Annotated in this window: 21 protein-coding genes and 1 tRNA gene; 9 read left to right on the plus strand and 13 right to left on the minus strand. The window is 44.5% G+C overall.

What is annotated here, in order from left to right; translation table 11 throughout:
* Positions 1-25: 25 nt before the first annotated feature.
* Positions 26-3,835, minus strand: a complete 3,810-nt coding sequence (locus tag AC5FX6_RS17360) for a metallophosphoesterase (RefSeq protein WP_493598222.1) — start codon at positions 3,833-3,835, stop codon at positions 26-28.
* A gap of 308 nt (positions 3,836-4,143) precedes the next feature.
* Between AC5FX6_RS17360 and AC5FX6_RS17365 the strand changes: the two genes are divergently transcribed.
* Positions 4,144-5,472, plus strand: a complete 1,329-nt coding sequence (locus AC5FX6_RS17365; protein WP_493598223.1) for a Pycsar system effector family protein — start codon at positions 4,144-4,146, stop codon at positions 5,470-5,472.
* A 70-nt stretch (positions 5,473-5,542) separates the two neighbouring features.
* Positions 5,543-5,614: transfer RNA gene (locus AC5FX6_RS17370), tRNA-Arg, on the plus strand.
* A 139-nt stretch (positions 5,615-5,753) separates the two neighbouring features.
* On the opposite strand, the gene arsB is transcribed toward AC5FX6_RS17370, so the two are convergent.
* The 4 genes from arsB to AC5FX6_RS17390 are packed head-to-tail and all read right to left on the minus strand — an operon-like array spanning position 5,754 to position 8,509.
* Complete coding sequence (gene arsB / locus AC5FX6_RS17375) at positions 5,754-6,845, minus strand: ACR3 family arsenite efflux transporter (RefSeq protein WP_493598224.1); 1,092 nt, start codon at positions 6,843-6,845, stop codon at positions 5,754-5,756.
* Positions 6,846-6,855: 10 nt separating this feature from the next.
* Positions 6,856-7,632: a metallophosphoesterase family protein gene (locus AC5FX6_RS17380; RefSeq protein ID WP_493598225.1), complete on the minus strand. Its 777-nt coding sequence runs from the start codon at positions 7,630-7,632 to the stop codon at positions 6,856-6,858.
* A 57-nt stretch (positions 7,633-7,689) separates the two neighbouring features.
* The gene (locus tag AC5FX6_RS17385; protein WP_493598226.1) at positions 7,690-8,157 is read right to left on the minus strand and encodes a DUF6428 family protein; all 468 of its coding nucleotides are present in this window, start codon (positions 8,155-8,157) and stop codon (positions 7,690-7,692) included.
* Between the two features lie 19 nt (positions 8,158-8,176).
* Positions 8,177-8,509, minus strand: a complete 333-nt coding sequence (locus AC5FX6_RS17390) for an ArsR/SmtB family transcription factor (protein ID WP_493598227.1) — start codon at positions 8,507-8,509, stop codon at positions 8,177-8,179.
* A gap of 310 nt (positions 8,510-8,819) precedes the next feature.
* On the opposite strand from AC5FX6_RS17390, the gene AC5FX6_RS17395 reads away from it, so the two are divergent.
* The 4 genes from AC5FX6_RS17395 (at position 8,820) to merA (ending at position 12,899) form a co-directional block, all read left to right on the plus strand.
* Positions 8,820-10,349, plus strand: coding sequence for a SulP family inorganic anion transporter (locus tag AC5FX6_RS17395; protein ID WP_493598228.1), 1,530 nt, complete (start codon positions 8,820-8,822; stop codon positions 10,347-10,349).
* Between the two features lie 173 nt (positions 10,350-10,522).
* Positions 10,523-10,894: an ArsR/SmtB family transcription factor gene (locus AC5FX6_RS17400; protein ID WP_493598229.1), complete on the plus strand. Its 372-nt coding sequence runs from the start codon at positions 10,523-10,525 to the stop codon at positions 10,892-10,894.
* Positions 10,891-11,493 (plus strand): mercuric transport protein MerTP, encoded by a 603-nt coding sequence (gene merTP, locus AC5FX6_RS17405; protein WP_493598230.1) that lies wholly within the window; start codon positions 10,891-10,893, stop codon positions 11,491-11,493. The genes AC5FX6_RS17400 and merTP overlap by 4 nt, the downstream gene beginning before the upstream one ends.
* A gap of 2 nt (positions 11,494-11,495) precedes the next feature.
* Positions 11,496-12,899, plus strand: a complete 1,404-nt coding sequence (gene merA, locus AC5FX6_RS17410; protein WP_493598231.1) for a mercury(II) reductase — start codon at positions 11,496-11,498, stop codon at positions 12,897-12,899.
* A gap of 1,171 nt (positions 12,900-14,070) precedes the next feature.
* On the opposite strand, the gene AC5FX6_RS17415 is transcribed toward merA, so the two are convergent.
* Positions 14,071-14,688 carry a recombinase family protein gene (locus AC5FX6_RS17415; RefSeq protein ID WP_493598232.1) on the minus strand — a complete coding sequence of 206 codons (618 nt, stop codon included), beginning with the start codon at positions 14,686-14,688 and terminating at the stop codon, positions 14,071-14,073.
* A 93-nt stretch (positions 14,689-14,781) separates the two neighbouring features.
* The gene (locus AC5FX6_RS17420) at positions 14,782-15,084 is read right to left on the minus strand and encodes a hypothetical protein (RefSeq protein ID WP_493598233.1); all 303 of its coding nucleotides are present in this window, start codon (positions 15,082-15,084) and stop codon (positions 14,782-14,784) included.
* Between the two features lie 421 nt (positions 15,085-15,505).
* Here AC5FX6_RS17420 and AC5FX6_RS17425 point away from each other — a divergent pair, with 421 nt between their 5' ends.
* Positions 15,506-16,912 carry a hypothetical protein gene (locus AC5FX6_RS17425; protein ID WP_493598234.1) on the plus strand — a complete coding sequence of 469 codons (1,407 nt, stop codon included), beginning with the start codon at positions 15,506-15,508 and terminating at the stop codon, positions 16,910-16,912.
* A 72-nt stretch (positions 16,913-16,984) separates the two neighbouring features.
* On the opposite strand, the gene AC5FX6_RS17430 is transcribed toward AC5FX6_RS17425, so the two are convergent.
* From AC5FX6_RS17430 to AC5FX6_RS17455, 6 genes are all read right to left on the minus strand, one after another.
* Positions 16,985-17,683 carry a DNA-methyltransferase gene (locus AC5FX6_RS17430; RefSeq protein WP_493598235.1) on the minus strand — a complete coding sequence of 233 codons (699 nt, stop codon included), beginning with the start codon at positions 17,681-17,683 and terminating at the stop codon, positions 16,985-16,987.
* 66 nt (positions 17,684-17,749) lie between these two features.
* A complete protein-coding gene (locus AC5FX6_RS17435; protein ID WP_493598236.1) occupies positions 17,750-17,956 on the minus strand; it encodes a hypothetical protein in 207 nt (68 codons plus the stop codon).
* A gap of 236 nt (positions 17,957-18,192) precedes the next feature.
* Positions 18,193-21,168, minus strand: a complete 2,976-nt coding sequence (locus AC5FX6_RS17440) for a type I restriction endonuclease subunit R (protein ID WP_493598237.1) — start codon at positions 21,166-21,168, stop codon at positions 18,193-18,195.
* 11 nt (positions 21,169-21,179) lie between these two features.
* Complete coding sequence (locus tag AC5FX6_RS17445) at positions 21,180-22,514, minus strand: restriction endonuclease subunit S (RefSeq protein ID WP_493598238.1); 1,335 nt, start codon at positions 22,512-22,514, stop codon at positions 21,180-21,182.
* 11 nt (positions 22,515-22,525) lie between these two features.
* Complete coding sequence (locus AC5FX6_RS17450; RefSeq protein WP_493598239.1) at positions 22,526-24,244, minus strand: type I restriction-modification system subunit M; 1,719 nt, start codon at positions 24,242-24,244, stop codon at positions 22,526-22,528.
* 194 nt (positions 24,245-24,438) lie between these two features.
* Positions 24,439-24,798, minus strand: coding sequence for a hypothetical protein (locus tag AC5FX6_RS17455; RefSeq protein ID WP_493598240.1), 360 nt, complete (start codon positions 24,796-24,798; stop codon positions 24,439-24,441).
* A 146-nt stretch (positions 24,799-24,944) separates the two neighbouring features.
* On the opposite strand from AC5FX6_RS17455, the gene AC5FX6_RS17460 reads away from it, so the two are divergent.
* The gene (locus AC5FX6_RS17460) at positions 24,945-25,136 is read left to right on the plus strand and encodes a hypothetical protein (RefSeq protein WP_493598241.1); all 192 of its coding nucleotides are present in this window, start codon (positions 24,945-24,947) and stop codon (positions 25,134-25,136) included.
* Positions 25,123-25,506: a hypothetical protein gene (locus AC5FX6_RS17465; protein WP_493598242.1), complete on the plus strand. Its 384-nt coding sequence runs from the start codon at positions 25,123-25,125 to the stop codon at positions 25,504-25,506. Before AC5FX6_RS17460 ends, AC5FX6_RS17465 begins: the two co-directional genes overlap by 14 nt.
* Positions 25,507-25,516: the final 10 nt, after the last annotated feature.

Raw genomic sequence — 25,516 nt, forward strand, 5'->3', positions numbered from 1 at the left:
TTTTGCTATACGTTTTAAGATAGTTTTAGAATAAAAAGCCGAAGCTTAATGTCCAGAGCCTGTCCACATCGCCTTTGGCATAGGTTAGCACAATCACGTTTTTTTGCATGATATCGGCCCATACACCACCGCCTACACCTGTATGTAGGCTACGGAAGAAGGCGGATTCGCGCTCACCATCATAGTATACACGGCCCACATCATACAAGCCCAACACACCCAGTCTACCTGGCGTCAGGTATAGGTTGAAATCAAAGAGGGATAGGCGAGCCTCTGCGTTGGCAAAGATCGCACTGCGCCCTGCAAAGCGGGTACGGCGGTAGCCGCGCATGTTGTCCATGCCGCCCAGTGTGTTGGCCTGGTAGAAACGGAAGTCACCGAAATTGTGCGCTGCCCCCAGGCGGCCTGCCCAGGTAAGCTGGAACGGGAAGTTCGGCGTCAGGTAAAAAGCAAATTCTGAGCTGACATGGGTATAACTCAAGCCCTCACCATCGGTCTGCTTGTTGTAGCTGATGCGGTTGTGGGAGCGCATCCCGATGCGCGGGTTCTTCTGGTTGCCCTCTCCCAGCACATCCAAATCAGCAAAAGCCATCAATCCTACATAATGCTGCGATTCAAAACGATCCCGTTCAAAATCATAAGTACCTGGCTCCACACGCCCACTCAGCGCTTCGTTTACCAAGTAGGTGTTCTGCTCTGAATTTACTACCCGGAATCGGTCATAAGTCGGACCTATACCTATTTTGAAGAAAGGCGCCAGATTGTTGTTGAGCGTAGCCCCTACGTTCACCCGCTTAAACCGGACTCTGTAGAAAGAGTCGTCCTCACCGTCCTGCTGGCGGGTATCGTTGCCGTAACCGTAGAAGTTGCGCTGGTACTGGGGTCCTTGTATGGCGGCATTCACCCCAACGTTCCAGTTGCCAAACACCTGACGTACATCGCCGGCATAGCGCACGTTAAAGGAGTTTGTGAAGAAAGCGTAATTGCCTTCCAGCAGGTGCTCTGCTGCATAGGGTGATTTACGGAACTTGTGTGTTCGCGCCAGTATACCTGCCCCCACAAACAAGCCATCGTCTACGTTATACTCCAGCGACAAACGAGGTCCCAGGTATGGCAGTTGGTAATTGTCACGGTCATAGAAGTTCACATCCGGACTGATGCTGGTACGGTCTTTCGTTTCCGGTCCGAAGTTGAACACGTTACCTTCTTTTGTGTCATACACGACGGTGTGTCGTCCAAGGCCTGCTACACGTGAGTTATCGGTGATCACATCTTCATCGTTGCCGCCAATGATTCGTACCAGTATGCCGTCGTTCACGTTCCCGTTCACTTCAAATATATCCTTACCACGTTGTCCGTATAGCCGCAGTTCCTTGGTTTCGGAGGTATAGAAAGTTCGCTTGTAAAGGGTGTCGCGCAGCTCGCCTTCTTTGTTGATCTTGTAAACCGTCAGGTGTGTTTCTTCATCATTCACCCGGTTCACCACAAAGTGCTCGTGCTTGTCGCTGCCGGCCACATCCACCATCTCGGAGATGTGTTCATAATAAGCCTCCGCCGCCTGTGGTAGCTTGTCGCGTCGGGAGCGGAGTTTGGCTTTGATCTCGTCTCCGGATATGGCCCGCACCTCTGCCGGCCACTGATTGATGGCCTCTTCGATCACCTGATCCGTCACGCCAGCTTTCACTTCTTCGGCTATGCGAATCCAGTCTTGGCGGGTGATGGCGGGCGAGAAGGAACGGTCGATGGTCAGGGCGCTCAGGTTCAGGCCTACAATGTCGCGGAAGTCGTGGCTGAAGTTCTGGACATTGCGCACACCCCACTTACGGGTAGCCAGCCAGGGGATAACACCGTCTGCTTTGAAGAACACCTGGTCGCGGTCCTCAGGCACAGGTATGTATACCTTGCCACTGTCGGTTTTGGCTTCTTTCCAGCGCCATTGTCCCTCGTGACGATCCCAGTCCCCCACAAGCATATCAAAGAGACGTGCCCTTACGAACTCCTGCTGGTTTACCTGGTTATCGTTGTCCTGCCGCAGTTCTTTCAGCACCTTATCGGTACCTACCAGATTTTCGGCAAAGCCCAGGCTCTCTACATCCTCGTGGTTTTCATCGGCGTCTTCTTCCAGGAAGGCCAGCGTGTTGCTAAACTCATCCATGTACTGACGCAGGTAGGGCGTCTGCGGGATGAACACCAGTTTGGGATTGGTATGGAACACTCCTGCGGCATCCGCCAACTTGGGTATAGCCAAAGCCCCGTAAGGGTGCTGTGCGGATATCTGGTCCTGTAGCAGTGCTTTTGCAGCGGTTTGGCGCAGATATTCCGGCAGTGCCAGTGTCGGGTCTTTATCCACAGTGCGCAGCGTGTACTCCCGTGCATCCGGGTTACGCACTTTCAGAGAGGCAGTCTGCTTGCCTCCGCCCTTTTGGTAGGGCGTAAGGCCACCTAACTCATTGCGCATGTCCAGCAAGGGCACTTCTACCGGTGTGGCCCACTCACGGCGATAGTGCTCGCCCAGCAAGGTACGGCGCAAACCTCTGGCTCTGTAAGTATCGTTGGCAGCTACCACAATGGAGCTGTCGGCATAGTTGGTTTCATCCACCACCGCTCCTCTCTTACGACGAGGCTCCTTGGCGTAGAGTGGTGTGCGGAAGGTCAGCGTACCCTCAGAGCCATCGCCCTTCGGAGTCCAGTATTCTACCCAGGCTTCGCCGTTTTCATAGTACAGCAATTTCGCAAAACCCTTCACCTCATGGGTATACATGGCATTGCCGCCTGGCTTTACGTGCTGTGTTTTACAGCCCGATCCGCTTACGATGTGCGTCAGGTTATTGTACTTAAAGTGCTGCAGTGAGTGCTCATGGCCTGCAGCGTATACGATGTTATCATACTTGTCAAAGATAGTAAGCAGCCCCTCGATGTAAGCTTTGTAGCGCGGGTGCGGGATATCCTGCAGGATGCCGCCGTACTTGCGGGCAAATGGGTAAATAGACCCGATCACAGGCAGCGGCACATAGATCCAGTCGCGGAGCATGGTGAGCGGGAACACATGGTCTTTCAAGGTAAAAAAGCCGCCGTGATTTCCACGGGTAAACAAAGGATGGTGCGCTACGACCACAATGTTAGAACCCTGGTGCTTTTCAATGATATCCTCGAGCTTCACCAGCAGGTCAGCCTCCGTTGATGCCCAGCAATTGCTGCCGGCTCCATAGGGGCGCTCCCAAGGGTGCAGCCACCACTCTGAGTCCAGCGCGATCATCACAACATCATCGTAGATCTTCACTTCATAAGGCCCCGGACAGCCATCGCCTGGCACATAAAAATCACCGCCCACCACAATGCCCTCTTCGGTCAGGTATTCGTTCACGTAGTTCTGCTGTCGCACTACAAATTCGAGCCCGCCCCGGCCGCTGTGGTTCCAGTCATGGTTACCTGGGATCATGTACTTCTCTCCCTCGTAGCCACGCAGTACGTCAAGCTGTGCGTTAAGGCGCTTTTCTGAGACTTCCCGGTCATATCGGCCTGGCTCTGGCAAGCCGTTATGATACACGTTATCGCCCAAAAAGATGGTGGCACTTTGTGAACCGGCCTCATTCATCTGCTTTTGCATCAGCTTAAGCGAAGGCTCCTGCCGATCAAGTTCAGGTGCCCCCACATCGCCAATCAGGAACACCGTGTAGTTTACCTTGTTATCAGGCTTGGGCTCGTTTTGCTGCCAGTTGAGCACATCACGGCTATAGTAAGGTTTATGGGTAACGCAGGCTTGCAGGAGCAGTAAGAAACAGCCCACTGCCAGGGAACGCAGGATAATAGGTATAAGGCGAATCTGATTTTTCATAAGGTTCTGTGTGTACGGGGTGTCCTGTCTAGCAAATGCAAGTATGACGGCAATAACACAACGTTTGTCGCCGTCCGGAGAGGACCATAAGCGGTGATTGGGTATGGTAGTGCATGGTTGGTATCAGAGCCCGAAGGTTTGCCTTGGATGCAGTCGGGCTGAGATTGATAACGTATGGCGGCGGCATTAAGTTATTGCTTTACTATATAGGGCAATGTGGGTATCATAAGCGCCCTATTCAACAAAAAGCGGTATTCACCGTAACGGCAAAAGAATACTAGCACCACCTTCAACCGCCGCTCACTACTATGCTCCTTCTGCATAGCTCCCTGACAATGGCGGCAGACACCGTTATGGAAGAACAAGACATCATTAAGCAAGCCAGTGAGTACGTTTTCAGGCTTTTCAAGGAACAGCTGTCCAAAAAGCTTGTCTATCACAATTACAAACACACCTTCGAGACTGCCAACGAAACGCGCCAGTTGGGAGAGCTATACAATTTGAGTCCGGAAGAGCTGCAGGACCTAGAGCTCGCTGCCTGGTTTCACGACACCGGCTACGTAACTGCCTACGACGGACACGAAGAGGAGAGCGTGCGCTTCGCCACCTCGTGGCTACAGGAAAAGAACTACCCGGCTGAGCGCATCGCCCGCGTGACAGACTGTATCATGGCCACCAGGCACGGCACTAAACCAGAAACCCTTTTGCAGGAAGTTATCGTGGATGCCGACATGGCCAACATTGGCAAAGAGACCTTTTTTGCCACGGCCGAGCTACTGCGCGTCGAATGGGAGATCTTTAAAGAAAAGTTTTTCACGGATCAGGAGTGGGCCCAGTTTCAGATGGAGTTCCTGCTCTCTACGACCTTCTATACGGCAAAAGCTCAGCACAAATATGCCGAGCAGCTTGGCCTGAACATACAAGAGCAGCGCAACCAACTGCAGAAAGAGTCGAAGAAGCAGAAGAAGGAAGAGAAAGAGCAGCGCGAAACACTGGCGCAGCCCAAGCGCGGCATCGAAACCATGTTCCGCAACACGTACCGCACCCACCTCAACCTGAGTGCCATTGCCGATAACAAAGCCAACATGATGATCAGCCTCAACGCCATCATTATGTCGGTGATCATCACCTACCTGAGTACTAAAACCTCTATTACCGGAGCTGAGTTTGCCCAGCACCGCTCACTGCTCATACCTGTCGGCATGCTACTGCTCACGACACTCGGGTCTGTGATATTTGCCATTATTTCGGCCCAGCCTGAAGTTACGAGCTTCTCTTTCAACAGAAAAAAGATCAATAGCAAAAAGGTGAACCTGCTCTTCTTCGGCAACTTCACTAACATTCCTTTGGAAGATTTCCAAAACGGGATGCACGAGATCATGCGGGATAAAAAGTCGCTTTACACCAACATGATCACCGACATTTATTACCTGGGTGAAGTGCTCAGCCGCAAGTACAAAATACTGCGTGTTTCCTACTCTATCTTTATGGTCGGGCTGGTACTTACGGTGATCGCATTTGGTATCTCTATCGCTCTTTACGATGAGCCCATTATGGAACCGACCCCACAGGGGCAGCCGGCGCAGGAACAAACCACGCAGGGCCAGCCAGCACAAGAGCAAACCCCACAGGAGTAGTCAAGCTTGTAAATAGTCGGAATTAAGCTAAATTTGTGCAGGTTGACGGAGGGCTACTTCCGGATTACCCGGCCCTGTAGTTCAATGGATAGAATAGAAGTTTCCTAAACTTTAGATCCCAGTTCGATTCTGGGCGGGGCTACAAAATACAAAACAAAACCCACTGGATTTACTCAGTGGGTTTTTTGTTATCAAAAAAATTCAATTATAGATTAATTGATTATTTTGTTTAAAAACAATAGTGTACATTATTTGTGTACATATTTTTCAATTCTATTTTATCACTCGCCTGTTGTTGCCATTGCTGCACTCTCACCATACCACTTCCGCTTGAACCAAAACGCAGCGTTCACCAGCAAGATCAACGCAGGCACTTCCACTAACGGACCGATCACACCAGCGAACGCCTGACCAGAGTTGATGCCAAAGATACCGATGGCAACCGCAATGGCTAATTCGAAGTTATTACCCGTAGCCGTAAAGGAAATAGCTGCATTCTTGGAGTAGTCTGCACCAAGCTTTTTGCCGATAAGGAAGCTGATAAAGAACATGATCACAAAGTACAGCACCAGCGGAACGGCTATCTTGAGTACATCAAACGGGATCTGCACGATCAATTCCCCTTTTAAGCTAAACATCAGCACAATTGTAAACAGCAACGCAATCAAGGTGATAGGCGAAATGAATGGTATATATTTGTTATTGAACCAGTCCAGCCCTTTCCATCGGATCAGGGTATAACGACTTATCACGCCAGCAAAGAACGGGATACCCAGATAGATCATCACACTTTCTGCTATCTGCCCGATGGTGATGTTGATCTCGGCACTCTTTACACCAAAGTATGGTGGCAGCACCGAAATGAACAGATAAGCATACAGGCTGTAAAAAAAGATCTGGAAGATGCTGTTCAGTGCCACCAAGCCTGCCGCATACTCTCTGTTGCCTTCTGCCAACTCGTTCCACACCATCACCATCGCAATGCAACGGGCGATGCCGATCAGGATCAGTCCGACCATGTACTCGGGTTGGTCATGAAAGAAAGCAATTGCCAGTAGAAACATCAGAATCGGTCCAATCACCCAATTCAGCAGCAGCGAAATACTCAGGATCTTCACGTTCTTGAATACTTCCCCCATTTTCTCATACCGCACCTTTGCAAGCGGTGGGTACATCATCAGGATCAAACCGATGGCAAGCGGGATGTTGGTCGTGCCACTGGAAAAAGAGTTGATGAACCCAGATGATTCAGGTAGAAAATAACCGATGCCAACACCCAGAAACATGGCAAGGAAAATCCACAGGGTAAGGTAGCGGTCAAAGAAGCGTAGCTTTTTCCGCTCGTGTGTCGGGGCACAGTTTGTAACACTCATATCGTATAGTTTAACAGCCTTTTCTTAAATTCTCGGCATAGTCGTTTGGTAGGATGCATGCTTCTATGGCACGGGCAGCCTTCTCGTAGTCGTACTTGAAGCGGATGAACTCCACCTGTATGCTATCCTTATTCAGCACCGAACTTTTCTCGTCAATGGTCAGCAGCACGTAGCCACCACGGTTATCGCCATCCTTGGGTTTACCCACTGAGCCGATGTTGATGGCATGGCGGTAATATGGCTTACCCTCTTCCCCTAAATCCAAGATCCTGTGGTACGGCTTGTGGGTATGCCCGAAACACATGATGTCGGCATCGGCAGTTTCCATGATGCGCAACATGCTTTTCTCGTCTCGATCCTCAAACAGATACTCGTTGATCTTTCTCGGGCTACCATGCACCAGCAGCAGGTTTAGCTTATCTTCATTTAGCTGGTACTCTACTTTTATATGTGCTGGCAAAGAGCGCAGGTACTGGCGTTGTTCGGGTTTTATAATATCGTTGGTGAAAGAGATGGATACTGCTCCGTTGGCTTTCTCCTGATCGGTCTTGTAGGCACATCCACAATCATTGCTTTCTCTGCCGATACCGAAGTCATAGTTACCAGCGATAGTCGGGATGTTTCTTCTGCGAATCTCGTCCACCACCTCGTTTGCCCAGATATTATATCCCACCAGATCGCCAAGGCAATAGATGAAGTCGGGCTTTCTGGCTTCCACATCTTCAAAGAAGGCTTCCAAGGCTGGCAGGTTAGCATGAATGTCGCTGAACAGTACAATCTTACTCATAGTGTCTTGTATAAGGGTATATTTATAAGTCTTGAAGCTTTGAATGGTAGTGGCTGCTTAGCAGCAGCCACTACCTGGTGTGCAGGCGTTATCCGACTGCATCTCTTTGAGGTTGATTCTGATTTTCTCCTTCGGAACACCGCACTTGTCTGGGGCAAGGCAGTTGGTTGTTTTAGACAACAGCACAAAGGTATTTTCATTGTATGAAAGATCGTACTTGCCGATTGTTTCTCCTTGGTACTCCACCTCGATGTCCAGATCTTCCATTCCCAATGCTTTTTCAGAAAGAGCAATGATGTTGAGTAGTTTCTGTGGCTTTAAGCGGTGGTCGAAGTCGTTTGCTTCCCATAACTGGAAGTTTGCCACTTTCTCGGTGCGTACGGTGCCACCGCAATCAATGAAGTGCTTGGTTACTACGCCCACCTCTGTTACGTGGAAATGCTCAGGCACTTTTGTTCCGTTATCTAACTGAAAATCTACCGCATCGGCAGTTTGCAGGATATTCTTGACTTCTGATAGTTTCATGGTAATTGTGATTAAAGTATTAACAACAGTTTGATTGCTGGCACTTCACATCTGCCAGTATGTTTGAAAAGTAGGCTTTCAGGTATTCGAATGCGTTTTCATCAAGGCAGTAGCATACAGCGTTTCCTTCCACCGTGCCTTTGATAATGCCAGCGTTTTTTAATTCTTTCAGGTGCTGCGACACCGTAGCTTGAGCCAACGGAAGTTCGTTGACCAGATCACCGCACACGCAGGCTTTCATCTTGATCAGGTGTTCGATGATAGCGATCCTCGCTGGATGCCCCAAGGCTTTCAGCAGCTTGGCTACTTCGTTTTGCTTATCGGTAAAGTTCTCGGTTTTCGTCAATCCCATAGTTTCAAATCGTATGATTGCAATATTACGATTAACAATCCATTACTCCAACTTGTTCCTCGTTATTAAACTGTTATCAAAAAATAGTTGGCATCTAAGATTGTAAACCCGTACCTTTGCACCTTCAAAAATGAAGAAGGCATTTATAACATATCTGTTTACCAGTTCCCCTGTTACTCCCCCGTGAGTACGCAGCTTCTTCTTCCTATCCCACGGTAATCACCGTTTTTTCAATTAACATTTTATTTACAACAGGGCTTTTCGGCTCTGAACGGAGCTATTGTGGCTTCGTTAAAGCTTTCATTTCTATATGCAGAAATACCTCAACCTATTCGATTTTAAACAAAAAGTAAATTACAAAACAGAAATATTATCAGGTCTTACCGTTGCGCTGGCATTGGTACCAGAGGCGGTGGCGTTTGCGCTGATCGCTGGCTTATCTCCCCTGACAGGTCTTTACGCAGCCTTCGTGATGGGCTTGGTTACATCCATACTGGGCGGTCGCCCAGGTATGATCTCTGGCGCAACAGGCGCAGTGGCAGTCGTGATCGTTGCACTGGCACTATCTCACGGACCCGAGTACGTGTTTGCAACAGTTGTCTTGGCTGGTATCATCCAGATATTGGCTGGCGTGTTCAGGTTGGGCAAGCTGATGCGATTGGTGCCCCACCCTGTGATCTTCGGCTTTGTGAATGGTCTGGCAATCATCATCTTCATGTCGCAATTAGACCAGTTCAAAGATCCATCAGGCGAGTGGCTCACAGGACAGTCGCTGTATATCATCCTTGGACTGGTGTTGCTGACGATGCTGATCATCTGGGGGCTTCCGAAGCTGACCAAAGCCATTCCAGCTTCTCTTACAGCCATTTTGGTCGTGTTCGGTATTGTAGCATTCTTTGGCATAGACACCAAGACAGTGGGTGATATTGCCTCTATACAAGGTGGCTTTCCCCCGTTCCATATCCCGATGGTCCCTTTTACTTGGGAAACGCTGGCACTGATATTTCCTTACGCTGCGATCATGGCTGGTGTCGGTCTGATTGAGAGTTTGCTTACGCTAAACATCATTGATGAAATCACAGAAACCAGAGGAAGAAGCAACAAGGAAGCAGTAGCACAAGGTACAGCTAATATCTTATCTGGCTTCTTTTCTGGTATGGGCGGTTGCGCCATGCTTGGTCAGAGTTTGATCAACATTTCCTCTGGTGCAAGAGCAAGGCTTTCTGGTATTGTGGCTGCTGTCATGCTGCTGGTGTTCATCATGTTCGGTGCTGGACTGATCGAGATGCTGCCTATGGCTGCTCTGACTGGTCTGATGATCATGGTGGCAATCGGAACGTTCGAATGGGCAAGTATCAGGACAATCAACAGGATGCCACGTTCTGACATCTTCGTGATGTTTCTGGTAACGATCGTAACCGTGGTGCTGCACAATTTGGCACTGGCGGTGATCGTGGGTGTGATCATCGCAGCACTGGTGTTTGCGTGGGATAATGCCAAACGCATCCGTGCCAGAAAATATACCGATGCAGATGGCGTAAAGCACTATGAGATTTGGGGTCCGCTGTTCTTTGGCTCAGTAACTGCCTTCAATGAGAAATTCGATGTTCTGGGTGATCCGAATGAAGTGGTTATTGATTTCGCTGAAAGTAGGGTAGTGGACATGTCAGCGATCGAAGCGTTGAATAAGATCACTGAACGCTACCATAAGGTCGGGAAGAAAGTGCATCTCAAGCACCTTAGTCCTGATTGCCAGAGGTTATTGAAAAATGCAGGTGATGTGATCGATGTCAATATCTTGGAAGATCCAACTTACAAAGTAGCTGTTGGTGAATTCTAATATCTGCATATACTAAAACATAAAAAAGACCTGTGCTGTGAAGTACAGGTCTTTTCTTTTAAAGTAACCAACGCATCTTTCTCTAAAATTATTCCCATTAAAAAAGTTCTGCACTATATTAAAGATAATCCTTTTCGTTATTTTAGCAGTTGCTTAAATGATAAACTGAAATAATGGAAATCAACTGTATAAGAGAAGAAGCTGACGAAAGCCAGATAAGAAGGTGCAGAGAACGGGTAACGGAATTGAACGATTCGTTTTTCGAACTTTCCCAAGGGCTTGAGTTGGCTGGCAACAACGTTAGGTTAAAGATTCTTTTCCTGCTGTATGAGGAAAGCAGGCTCTGTGTGTGCGATCTGAGCGATGTGCTTGGCATGACCATCTCTGCCGTATCGCAGCACCTGCGTAAGCTGAAAGACCGTGATCTTATCACACCCACCAAGGAAGGCAAAACCATCTTCTACTCACTCACACCCAAGTACGAGCAGATGCTCAGACCATTTTTCAAACTACTGGAAGAAAACAAAATATTCGAACTCGCATGAAAGCAGAAAATAAATTCATCGGTTTAGGCGTGTTTGGTGCAGTCGCAGCATCGATGTGCTGCATCACACCAGTGCTGGCTCTACTTGCTGGCACAAGTGGTGTAGCTTCTTCATTTTCGTTCTTAGAGCCTTACCGATACGTGCTGGTGGGTGCAACTGTACTTGTTCTCGGGCTGGCGTGGTATCAAAAGCTACGACCTGTAAAGCAAGATGACTGCGACTGCGAAGTAGAAAAGCCAAGCTTTTTCCAGTCAAAGACTTTTCTGTTTGCGGTTACAGCATTTGCAGCCGTGATGCTTGCTTTTCCTTCATTCTCCCACATCTTCTATCCGAAGCCCAAGCAGGTGATTCAAACGACAGCAATCGGCATCAACACAACCAAAACCGTGGAGTTCAGCATCAGTGGCATGACGTGCAGTGGATGCGAGGCACACGTGGAGCAAGAAGTATTTGCCCTTGATGGGATTGTGAAGGCGAAAGCCTCTTATGACAACAGCAATGCCGTGGTAGCGTTCGACAGCACCAAGACGAGTATACCTGCCATCAGGGAAGCAGTTCTCAAAACAGGTTATAAAGTAACAGACCAAAAAGAAAGATAGCTATGAAACAACAGTATGACTTGATCATCATCGGGGGTGGATCTGCAGCCTTTGCCGCAGCCATCAGAGCCAATGACCTGCAACTTTCCACGCTGATGGTGAATAGTGGTTTGCCTCTGGGTGGAACGTGCGTGAACGTGGGCTGCGTACCATCCAAGTTTTTGATCAGAGCAGCCGAAAGTGTGCGTCATGCCATGCATTCCCCGTTTGAAGGCGTACAGGCGAAAGGTGCGGAAATAAACTTCAAGCAAATCATTCAGCAGAAGCAGACGTTGGTAGCGGAGATGCAGAAGCGCAAGTATCTGGATTTACTTCCTGACCTGCAAAACCTAACCGTGGTGGAAGGACGTGCAGAGTTCGTTGATAAGAATACTGTTTCTGTAGATGGTGAAATATACAAAGCAATTAAGATCGCCATCGCCACAGGCTCTACCACAGATATCCCACCCTTTGAAGGTCTATCGAATGTTCCGTATCTGACCAGCGACACGCTCTTTGATCTCGAAGAGCAGCCAGATTCGCTTATCATCGTGGGCGGTGGTTACATAGGCTTGGAGATAGCCCAACTCTACAACCGCCTCGGCACAAGGGTTACCGTTGTGGTAAGGGATAGGATTTTAAAAGTTGAAGCAGAGGACATCACAGGCGAACTGACAGAGCATCTGAGAGCCGAAGGTGTGGAGATAAGAACGGGGGCTACCATTCAGCGAGTATGGCAGGAAGGCAGCGTAGTCAAAGCGGAACTGGTATCTAACGGACAAAGCCAAACCATTGAGGCTTCACATTTTGTGATCGCCACGGGCAGAAAAGCAAACACTGAAAACTTAGGCTTGGAGAAAGCAGGCGTGGCAACTGGAAAGAAAGGACATGTGCTGGTGAATGAGTACCTTGAAACGAATGTTCCGAACATCTACGCCATCGGTGATGTAAATACGCTTCCGCAGTTTGTTTATACCGCTGCTTATGAAGGTACAACAGCCATAAGCAATGCTTTCCAAGGCTCAAACCATAAAGTAGATTACAGCGTGCTGCCATGGGTTGTCTTCACTGATCCGCAGGTAGCAGGCGTGGGCATGGACGAGCGACAGGCAGCAGAAAAAGGTATTCCCCATGAATCTACCATCATGCCATTGACAGAAGTTCCACGTAGCATTGCTGCGCTGGATACACGAGGTTTCATCAAGCTGATTCGCAACCCAGAAACTGACCAATTGTTAGGTGCAAGGATTGTCGCACCAGAGGGAAGCGAGCTGACAATGGAACTAAGCCTTGCCATCAAGTACAATATTACGGTGAAAGAACTTGCCTCGGCACTGCACCCGTACCTGACCTTGGCAGAAGGTGTGAAGCTGGCAGCGATGTCTTTTACCAAAGATGTGAAGAAAATGAGTTGTTGTGCTGGTTAATGACTACAAAAAGAAAAGGTGATCAACTTCATGATCACCTTTTTTATTAAATTTTCACACATTGTTGTTAAGCCCTTTTGTCTTCAAAAAAACGTTATTGGGATTTGTTGCCTGTACTTCCTGATTTTGAAGTCTCGGTACATCAACTTTTGTATTCACTAATACATTCATATTATCGATGTCTATAATCATCGTGTAAGAGGAAATTATCGTGAGATTACGAAGCCATGATTCTGAACCCAGATCCCCAGTAACTATTTAAGGTCAGATTACTGTAAGGTTCAAAGATCCTGATATAGAAGTATAAATTCCAAAACATGTCAAAATATAACTTTACGCATATAACAGCGTGTTTACAACCTCACCATTTTAAATATATAAAAACTAAATTATTTAGATATATCGAAATAAGGCACTGTGGCAGCACTCAAATTCTGAGCTTCGCCAAACACCACACCAACAATAAGTGCGCTCTAAAAGGCTAAAAACTGGCTTAAAAGAGATTTCAAAGATTTTTTTTGAAATATTTTTCCACAATAAAAATGTTAACAATATTCAATTTTACATATAAATAATTGACTGTCAAACAATTATACTGTTGCTAAAATAATGTGCATTGTTTAAAATAGCGTGTTAGCAAGTTGTAGGAAATTTGGGCAAAAAAGTTCCGCTTCTTTTTTTTACCTTTACAAAGAGAACAGAGGGTTCTTATGCATCAAGTGCTTTGTCAAATGTTGCATCTTTTTTCACATAACCACTTCGACTATGCGTAAACGCAGAAAGAAGAACAGGTGTGGTAAAAAAAGAAGGTTAAGCTATATAGAGAATGGGGATTCTCGTAAGCCTAACCTTTCTATAACACATCTTGCTAAACCTCATTGGGTGAGGTTTGCTGACTTGGTTAAGCGTTATGACGTCCAGTTCGATACGCTTATCAAGTTGTTCACGAAGATTGCAGTAGCAATCAAAACTATACTGTTATAATATAGCAATATAGTTTTAGAGGTTTAGCCCCGTAAGGCTTCATCTCTTTTTTCAAACGTATAATACAAGTTGAAGTTGTATATCGCCTCAACCGTAATGCAAAAATAACAGCTTCACATGGATTTACAATAAATTTAGTATCGTATTTTTTGTAACAACATAATAATGCTCCATAAGCATTCTCAGGCTACGCCACCAAGCATTCCTTCACCTTACTGATTGTAGACATACCACACTTACACAGCCTTTTGATCTCGGAGTATGACATGCCAGATTTCAGGTACTTTTGGATGTCCTTGTGCTTGCTCAGGAACTTCTCTTTGCTTTCAGTACTACCATAAAGTCTACCTGTCTGCAATCCATTTCGCTTGCGTTCTTCTATTCCGCTTTTAATGCGATACGATAACTGCTCAGATTCCAACCGTGCTAAATCAGAAACGATAGTAACGATCAGCTTGGAAAAGATGTCATCTTTCGCATTCCCATTATTTAAGGTAATGTTCAAGTTGTGGATATACAGCCTGATTCCCTTTTCTTCCAATTGTTTTAGCAGGGTAAGCGTTTCGTGAGTATTCCTGCCCAAGCGAGATATTTCATGTACAGCGATGGCTTCTACACCGTGTTCGTCAACGTATCGTAACATCGCTTGAAGCTGCTGCCGTTCCTCCATCTTCTTGGAAAAACCAGAGATTTTTTCAGAGAATACCTTAACGATTTCAAAACCATCTACACGCTTGAGATCATTGATCTGCCTCTGGGTAGATTGTTCCAGATTGCTCACACGTGTGTAGATTACTGCCTTCATATTCTCTTGCATGGTTACTCCTGAATTAGCATGTGTTTAATCAGGAGTAAATATAAATATATGAAATGGCATATAAAAGCTTTTAATCACTTTTTAGGAGTACTGTTTATTTAGGAGTGATTTTCTTGGTTTCATGAAGGGAAGCGATGCTATTTTAGTTTTCCTTATCACTGCCTTGAGCCACACTTCGAACTCAACGATCAGGTTCTCAACAGCAGGATTACTTCTTCCACCAGCATTCATCCTGAACTGTGGGTTGACAATGCACATGACAATCAGGTGTATGTCTAAATCCTCTGATATATCAATGTCAGCTGGATCTTCTGCTCTGTCAGTTGAAATATAAAATTCCTCTGCATAGCGGTATAGGTCGGTTTCTGTAAGGTTGTGTATCATGATTGCTTTGTATTTATGTTATATATGCAACTGGTACATCGCTCATTTACCCATGGTCACTGCAATCAAATTCTATACAAGATTATGATATACGGACTATACATATCACTTACCTAAAAAGTTAGAGAAGAAATAATAAGGTACTATACATATATCTTACTTGTATAATTATAATAAATTCTAAATCAATTACATCACATACAAATAGATTTATCATCCAAGATGATATTCTATGTGCCTTATACGGTGCTTGAAGCATGAAAGCACCATGTAATAATATTCCAAATGGATATTGTTAAATAGAAGTTAGAGAACAGTGAGATCTGATATATAAGGTATCGGAATCTGATGTGGATAAATAAAATTTCTAAAATTTAAAACAAAATGGATTCTGTGAATAGAAATATAAAATCAGAACCATATGAATATAAATACAGAAACAGAAGAAATATACATACCCCATAATTTCGACTCCAAGGCATTATTGAAACAGGAAGGATGGAAGCCATTTATGGTAGAGAAGCATCACCAGAAACTGGATTTCATGCTGCACCAGATCCACATCAACCGAGTGTTGAATGACAAGTACGAACGCAGAGATTACGTACACCTATCAGCAAAACACAGCTTTGAAAGATACCTATACGGCAAAGATTATAACAGGCTCAAGCCTATTCTGTTGAAACACGGTGTGATTGAGGAAAATGGCAGCTACACCGTAGCAAGTGAAGAAAATGGTTTTCGTGGTCAGTGCAAGGGTTACAGGCTTACAGAGAAGTACGATGTCCGACACGTTAGAATGCTGGTAGATCGTGGCACGCTTTTCAACAACATAAAGCGTTTCAGGGCTGCCGATCTGGCAAAAGAGGATGCAGTTACCAAATGGATAAATTACCAAATTCAAGATGTCGGAATTAATGTAGCAGAAGCAGTTGCCTATGTGGAAGCTTGGTATGCAAACGCTTTGGCGAACCCAGAAGGCGTAAAATTAAAGCCAAAGCAAAAGAAAAAACCATTTCTGGAAGTAATTGATGGTAAGAAAGAAAGATATCTCCATTCTATACACAGCATCGCCAACGGAACAGCATTCAATACTAAACGCAGAGGCAGAGGCAGGCGTGTATACCATCCACTTTCTATTCTATGGAGAGAACTCAGGCAGTTTACTTACATCAAAAGCAAACCAGATGCGGTGATATATAATTTAGATGTGGCGAACTCTCAACCGTTCTGCCTGAACAAAATATTGTTGGAGAATTTTGTTCACAACAGTTTACCAAAAGATGTAGCCAACTATATTTCCATAACTTCTGGTGGAGTATTTTACAGGCATATGACAGACCTGCTGATAGTTCCTCAGGAAGATGTTGCTGACTTCAAAATTAAAATGTTTGCTAACGTTTATTTTTCAGAAAACAATAAAGGTTACTTCACAAAAGAAGCAGAAGCATTTAGAGAACATTTCAGCACGGTCTATCAGGTAATCCAACACGAGAAAAAGGGGCATCACTCCGACCTTGCCGTAACGATGCAGAAAATAGAATCTGATGCCATAATCGATGGCGTAATGACTGAACTAATGAATAAATATCAGGATAAATATTTCTTTGCTTCGATCCACGACTCAGTGCTTTGCGAAGAACCACTGATTGATGAAGTTAGGGATCTGATGGAAAAGCACATGACAGCAGTGGTAGGTGTAAAACCAACTATCAAAGCTGCGGAGGTATTTAACCAGCAGGAAGCTTTGTGTGCACTGGATGTTGATGATATCAACACAGAGTATGCGGAAGTGATGGAATGGATTGAGGAAGATGTTGAAGTATAAACAATTAGCTGGTAGTTGACCACCGAGGTTTCATGGGTGGTATTACAGTGGTTAGCTACCAGCCGATTGCTTTTATTTCAATTTTTCTTTTTCACGTTCGATACGATCACACGCTACATTATAAAAATGCCGATCCAGTTCGATACCAAGGTAAGAACGGTTCTCCTGTAAGGCTGCAACACATGTGCTACCACTGCCCATGGTGGCATCCAGTACTAAATCGCCCTCGTTGGTATATGTTCTAATCAAATACCTCAGCAGATCCAATGGCTTTTGAGTTGGGTGATAAGATTCGGTCTGGCGGTCAGATTTGAACTGAATTACAGATCGAGGATAGCGTTGTGTGCTGTCGTAGCCAGTAGATTCATAGTCATTCCAGAGTTCGTTTTTCTTTGACTTTCTGACTTCCTTCTTTACTACTTTCCTTTTATGCCCATCTTCCATTTGTGGATTATAAGTCGGCTTTCGCTTGTAATATACAAGTATTGATTCGTGTGAACGAAGTGGCTGCACTGAACTTAAAAGAAAACCGCAATTGTGTGTTTTATGATAAATCAAATCGTACCGAAAATACTTGTGATTTGCCATTATGAGTTTTGCAGCGAAATCGCCTTGAGCGAATAAAATGATCGCTCCGTTTGGTTTGATAACCCTGTTGAATTCAATGAACATCTGATCAACAGGAAGCATCTTATCCCACTTTGCACGAGTTTTTTGGAACGGAGGATCTGAAATTATACAATCTGCGCTACCATCTGGCAGCCCTTTCATCAGATCTAAACAGTTGCCATTATATAGGCTGTTCGGTTGAAGTTTCCCGTTCAGTAAAGCAGGCAGTCAGTGAGATGGTCTGCCAACTTTCGGGCGTTTGTATGATGAAGGGTAATCATCGAACTCTTTACCTTGGTAGTGGTTTTCCAGAATATCATGAAGTTTCTGCTTGATTGTTGTCCGAGACCAGAAGCTATCAAGTTGTAGCTTGTTTAACAAGATCTCGTCTAACACTACGGTAGTACGTACCTCTTTTTTTTCTTCGACTTCCATTATATAGGCTATGTTTATCAAGGCACAATATAAGGAAATGGAATAATATGTCGAATATGCGTTTCCACCAATTATTGCAAAAATATTCCGAAACGCATATTCAACATAATCAGATTTTACACTCTCTTCACTTGATAGCAGATGAAAACTTTAACTGCAATTTTCTGACATTGACAGAACAAAAAAGCAATCAGGCCCTGGGCCTGATTGCTTTTTTGTTCTGTTTGTAATCGCTTTTACTCATTCAGCTTCTTATATACCTTCTTCAACATCCAGTTCTTTACCAGTTTTGAGAATTCATCATTGTCCATGATCTTAGTGAAGATGTCCTGATTCAATTCCATGCGTTGGATCACTTTCGTGAGGAAGCGGTCTTCGAAACCATAACGGAAATTTTCCATCGAGTTGCTACGGGCTTGCAACGACAATTCATCATCCAGCATCAGTTCCGCTTCTATCTGGTCGAAGAACAGTTTGTCAGCCTCGGTGAAGTCCGTACCGAAGCGGTCGTTCAGTACCTTGATGATCTCTGATAGCTGTATCTGTTCTTCATCACCACCACGCATACCTGCCTGTGTTGTGCCTTTTAACCCATATTCTCCTTCGTCTTCCAACACGATACTACCCTCGCTGATCTTCTGCAATCGGTAATACTCTAAGGCAACTTCATCATCCAATCGAATACCACCACCAACACTACTTTTCGGTAACTTATTGTATAGTAACCTGCCATATGCAAACAGCTTCTCCATATCCACATCATGGAATGGCATGATCTGCGTTAGGAAAGAATATAGCCTGATGTATGATACCAAGGCATGTTTGAAATCCTCTTTCTCTTCATCAGTAGGCAAGCAGTTGAAGCGGTCAACAGCAGGATCAATGGCTGCGTTTAACTGCTTCTGCACCTTGGCGTTTACCCTGTCAGTTGATTTGAAATACACATTGCAAAAGGTTTCCACTTCCGATTGCCAGATGATCTGTGCAGATTCGATCTTATATTTCAGATCTGACAAAAGGTTTGGATCGGTCGGTTGAACTACGGTGGTAAGTTCGTAGTATGGCTGGAATGATTTCAGGATATCTTCCTGTTCGTTCGCAAAGTCCAGCACGAAGGTATCTTCTTTTCCCTTAGCCGTTCTGTTTAGTCTGGATAGTGTTTGTACCGCTTTCACACCAGAAAGCTTCTTGTCTACATACATCGTGTGCAACAGAGGTTGGTCGAAACCAGTCTGGTACTTATCCGCTACCAATAGCACCTGATATTCCTCTGTACCAAATTTCTCAGGCAGTTCTTTTTCCCCGAAACCGTTCAGACTAACTTCTGTCAGTTCCTCGCCACCATCCAGTACTTTACCAGAGAAGGCAACCAGTGCTTTTATATCGGTGTAGTTCTTCTCTTTGATGTAGCGTTTGAACTCCATGTAGTAACGTACTGCATGCAACCTTGAGCCTGTTACCACCATTGCCTTTGCTTTGCCACCGATCTTTTTGCTGGTGATTTGCCTGAAATGCTCAATCATGATTTCGGTTTTCTGAGCCAGATTATGCGGATGAAGCGACACATACTTACCGATCGCTTTGTTCGCTTTCTTCTTGTTCAGTTCTGGATCATCTTCGATGGCTTTGGTAAGCTGAAAGAAGGTCTTGTACGTAGTATAATTTTTTAATACATCGTGAATAAAGCCCTCTTGTATCGCCTGTCGCATTGAATACAGGTGGAATGGTCGGGGCTTACCATCGGCTCCGATGACACCAAATACGTTAAGTGTCTTTTCTTTTGGCGTTGCGGTGAAAGCAAAGAAACTCAGGTTCGGCTGCTTGCCTCGTGCCAGCATCGACTTTCGGATCTCGTCTTCAACATCGTTATCTTCGTTCGAATCAGCTTCGCTTTTTTCAGCTTCTTCCAGCGATTTCGCTGCCAGTATCTCCTTTATCTTCTTGGATGATTCCCCATGTGCTGATGAATGGGCTTCGTCTTGGATAATGGCATAATTACGGCTCGGCAGATCTTTTACCAGATCCAGTATGAAAGGGAATTTCTGTAAAGTAGTGATGATGATGTTAGAACCAGCGTTCAGCGCATCCGCTAACTGAGCAGAGTTCTTATCAATCTTCTGCACCACGCCCTGCTTGTGGTCGAACTGAAAAATGGTGTTCTGCAGCTGCTGATCCAGCACCTTGCGATCTGTTATCACGATCACCGAATCGAACACACGCTGATCATGTGTGTTGTGCAGACTGGATAAGCGGTAAGCGAGCCATGCGATCGAGTTACTTTTACCAGAACCAGCCGAGTGTTGGATCAGGTAGTTCTTGCCTGCTCCCTGCTCCCGTGCATCACGTGATACTTCACGCACCACATCGAGTTGGTGGTAACGAGGAAAGATGATCGTTTCCTTCTTAAACTTCTTACCACCCGTTTCATATTCTTCCACCTGTAAGTGGATGAACTTACTCAGGATATCCATCCAGCTATCCTTCTCCCAGACTTGCTCCCACAGGTAAGATGTTTTGTAGCCATCTGGGTTTAACGGGTTACCAGCACCGTTATCATGACCAAGGTTAAACGGCAGGAAACGGGTTTCTTTGCCATCCAGCTTAGTGGTCATGTAAACTTCATCGGTGTCAATAGCAAAGTGAACCAGTGCTCTCTTTTTACCCTGAAACAAAAGTTCTTTCGGATCTCGGTCGAACATGTACTGCTTCTTGGCATGTTCCACCGTTTGATTGGTGAACTGGTTTTTGAGTTCAGCAGTAGCCACAGGTAGACCATTCACGCTCAACACCAGATCCAGTGAGTTTTCGTTCTGCTTGCTGTATTTAACCTGACGTGTTACCGTTAGCTGGTTCATGTCATACAAAGTCTCAGCCTCTGGGTTCAGACCACTTTCTGGTTTGAAATACGTCAGTCTGAACTTTACACCATAGTCGGTGATGCCATTGCGCAGCACATCCAGCGTCCCCCGTAGTTCCAGTTCCTTGCATAGCCTGTTGAGCAGCTTCTTCTCCATTTCTGCACCGTGGATCTTGCTCAAGTTATCCCATGCCTTTGGCTGAGTATCCTGCAAAAACGAAAATACTACTGATTCGTCCAGTGCCAGTTCTTTGTTGAAACTGAGTCTGTCGCCTTTGGTGTAGCCACCCTGTTCGATCAGGTAGCTTTCAATAGCTTCTTCGTAGGTTTGCTCGGTGTGGATGCCTGTTGCCATAGCTGGTGTGGTTATGCTAACGCTGGTGAGGAAATTAGTTCTGGTTGGTAATCTCGCAAATCTATTTTGCCTGTTACAGCTTCGGATATCACGGCTATGCGGTATTCTTGCATTAACTTTATCTCTCTTAAAGCCTTCGTTTTTATCGAATCAATTCTGTATATCTCAGATGTGATCTTCTTTATAATTTGCTCTTGTTCCAGTAAAGTAGGATATGGAATCAATAATTGTTCAATGAAACTCCAACTTGCTCTTGGCATTTTAGATCCATAGGTAGAACTATCCACTTCTTTAATGAAATCACTGGATAGTATTCGATAGAATAAAAACTCAGAAGCGATAAAATGATTAGGTCTTAGAACCAGTAATTCACCGCCAGCTATACCTACTTCTTTCGCTAAAAATGCCTTTGCTAAGTATGGTCTTAGTTTATTAAATAATACATCACCAGTCTTGAAAACAGCACCTTCACCACTGAAATCAAATGATAATTCTATGTCGAGTAAATTACCAGTATTACTTTCAATATTCTCTAAAGCAACTTTTAATTTGTAATCGGTCGCAAGCCCCTTATCGTTAATTAAATTAACCAGATATTTAAGTTTTTTCACTTGCCAATGTGATGGAACGTCACCTAACCATTTGATGCCACTTTCTTTCATCGGAACATCAGCGTTCAAACCTTTGGTAACAGTCTCGTTGATAAACGCATTCTTTTCTTCTTCCAGTAGAGCAATCATCTGCTGCTTCTTCTGGATCAGAATATCTATTTGATATGTTTTGTCGTCTAAGAAGTTAGCGATAGCTGCTTGTTCGTTAAGTGGAGGTAACGAAATTCTGGCATTACTAAAATGGTATATACTAAGTCCGAACCTTGTAACACCATTCGCAAAGACCTTAAACTGGTTATTGAACTTCGGTGTTTGGAACAGCCGAAACAAGTAACTACCAATAAGAAAATCTGTGTTTGGCTTAATCTGGGTTAAATGGTAGCCACACGTAACACCTTCAAGGTTATCCTTTACGTATGCTGGTATAGCTATATCATCAGCAGATTCAGAATCTTTTGTTACCAACACATCACCTGCATCTACCCTAAACTTTTCTAATTCTTCTGGTGTAGCAGTGGCTTCCATGAAATTCATAGTTTCTACTATAAACTCATTCTTGTAGACATCTACATAGTTACATAAAAGCGCAGGCTGCTCATTTTCATATGATTTCTTATCTACATTACTTGGTTGAACTGTTGCCAAGTATTTCAACTTCTTTATACCCCAATGTTCAGGTATCTCACCAATCCATTCTATTCCTGAATACTTATAGTCATCGTATTTCTTCATCATAATACTCTGGTTTAGGAAATAACAATTGCTACATCATCGTACACTTCTTCTTCCAATTTCATGATATCGGCACGGATTTCATTCAGAGAACGTAATGGCTTGTACTGGTAGAAATACTTGGTGAAGTTGATTTCATAGCCCACTTTGGTCTTGCTGTGATCGATCCATGCATCTGGCACATGTGGCAACACCTCACGCTCGAAATAAGCTTCTATATCATCTGTAAGAGGCACATTCTCGTTATCACGTAATGATGCATCCGCTTTTGGATTTCCTTTCTTATCCGTAATTATGTTGCCATCATCATCTCTAAGTGGTCTTTCGATGGTAATACGGCTATATCCGAAATCTTCATTGTCGAAGATCTTGCAATGCTCACCAGCTTCAAAATCCCCGTATATCTGGGTGATATCTTTTAATTGTTCAGGGCTAATTTCATTGCGCTTGTTGCCGAGGCTTTTGGACATCTTCTGGTAAAATGATGTTGCATTCACAAGCTGCACCTTTCCCTTACGTTCCTTTGTCTTGCGGTTGGTCAGCATCCAGATGTAAGTAGAGATACCCGTGTTGTAGAATAACTGGTCTGGTAGGGCGATGATGGCTTCAAGTAAATCATTCTCGATAATCCATTTCCTGATCTCAGATTCACCAGATCCAGCACCCCCAGAGAACAACGGAGAGCCATTGAAAACAATACCGATGCGACTACCTTCCTCGTTCTGCTTCATCTTGCTAACCAAGTGTTGCAGAAATAATAACGAGCCATCCGAAATACGGGGCAAGCCAGCACCGAAGCGACCACCAAAGCCTTTCTTCTGGTGTTCATCTTTTACCTGCTTCTCAGCCTTTTTCCACTCCACTCCGAAGGGCGGATTAGTCAAAAAATAATCCATGGTATGATTCTCAAGCCCATCATTAGACAGAGAGTTGCCAAGCTTAATATTGGTAGGATTCTGTCCTTTTATGAGCATATCCGCTTTACAGATCGCATAAGATTCGGGGTTCAATTCCTGCCCGAACACTTCCAGACGTGCCTTTGGATTAAGTTCTTTAAGATATTCCTCAGCTACTGAAAGCATACCACCCGTTCCAGCACACACATCATAAAGAGTTTTTACAATTCCTTCCTGTGTAAGTATTTCTCTGTCGTTCAGGAACAGCAGGTTCACCATCAGGCGAATTACCTCTCGTGGCGTAAAATGCTCTCCTGCGGTCTCGTTTGAAATTTCTGCGAACTTGCGGATCAATTCTTCGAAGATGTAACCCATCTCCATGCTACTGATCTTGCTTGGATGCAGATCTATTTCCTGAAAGCGTTTCACTACCAGAAACAGCAGGTCGGCTTCTTCCAGTCGGTTGATCTGATCTTCGAATTTGAAGTACTCCACTATCTCCCGTGCGCCATCTGAAAAACCGTTGATGTAGTTCCGCAGATTAGCTGCCAAGTTATTCGGATCTGCTACCAGTTTATCAAAGTCAAACTTGCTGCGGTTATGGAAACTCAAGCCTGCTTCTGCATTCAGAATCGGATCTATATTTTGGATATTCGAGTTTTTCAGCGATTCATATCTACCTAAAACATTTGGCTTGGTCTTTTCCAGAACACAATCCAAACGCCTTAATATGGTAAGAGGTAATATTACTTTGCCATATTCTGCCTGTTTGTAATCGCCACGTAGCAAATCAGCTACTGACCAGATGAAGTTGGCGTATTCTTTAAAATTTATCATGATGTGGGTAAACTTGCTGTTTACTCACAATATAAAATATAATTTTTAAAACAATAAATAATATATCGAGAAGGTTAAACAACTATACACATTATGTTTGTATCACCTTCTTATACAGAATATTACAGAAAGTATATTTTACAAAAAAAGGCGAACTGGAAACCAGTTCGCCTTTTCGTGCAGGACAATTCACATTAGTCTATATCAAAATCGAAATTCAGCGGTATAAAGCCAAGCCCCATGCAAAACTCACAGCCCTTGTTATAGCAAGCAGGACAATAGTCTGCTTTAAGGGTTAGGTACACCCTCATGGAATCCAGTTCATCGTAGTAATGCTGGCGACCTGAGTACTCCGTGCCATTCTTATCGACTTCCAGATTTTTTCCTTTTCGCACCGCTACTGCTCGCTCTCCTTTGAACTCGTGCAATTCTGTGTATTCAGCACGGATCTTTACCTCGCCTGTTGTTGTGTTTATTGCACCATAATTTCCTGTCAATGGATTCAGTATCCTTGTCAGTCCATGTCCGATTTCACTATATTTAAGAATGATCATTTCTCTGTGGTTTTCTTTTATATATGAGCAAAACAATGCTCCCTAAATGAGATATGTTGATTTATTAGAAAAAAAGTAGAAAAAAAAACTTCTAAAATCAGCTTTTGAGTACAGCTTGTTTGATATATAAAGAGAAAGCATACTTTATGAAATACAACTACAACTATCGGAATATAAAAGTGAAAGCGAACACTATGGACAAAGTGGATTTCATCCAAGCATACTTTCACTCTATCGGATATACCATGAACAAATGCACCTGTATTGAATATATTGCCTCGTGTATCATGAAGCAGGTAGAGGCTAAAATAAAAGCGCAGGATCATGGAAAAAAATAAGAAGTCCATCGACACGGTATACTCCTATCAAAACGGTAATGCTAAGTTCAGCATAAAATTAACGATGCACACAGAAGCTATTAGTTCATATGACTTCATCGTGCAGCAGGAAGAATTGGGCGATGTAATCGAAAGACTAATTATGAGCTTGAGCGAACCTGTTGGGTGCAAACCAATTTCCTTCGATATACTTGTTTATAGTAGTATTGAAGGCACTCAAAAATTATATACCACACAGTACCGTGCTGTGATCGAGGTAACAGAACTTTCATTTCCAGATGAAAGAATACCATTCAAGGTTTTAGGTTATCCAGAATTTAAGATTGGAGAAGGAAAGTCATTACAGAAATTCAGCCAGTTTCGGTATTGAAAACGAACAA

This window comes from Pontibacter sp. LHS2 (genome assembly GCF_058932845.1).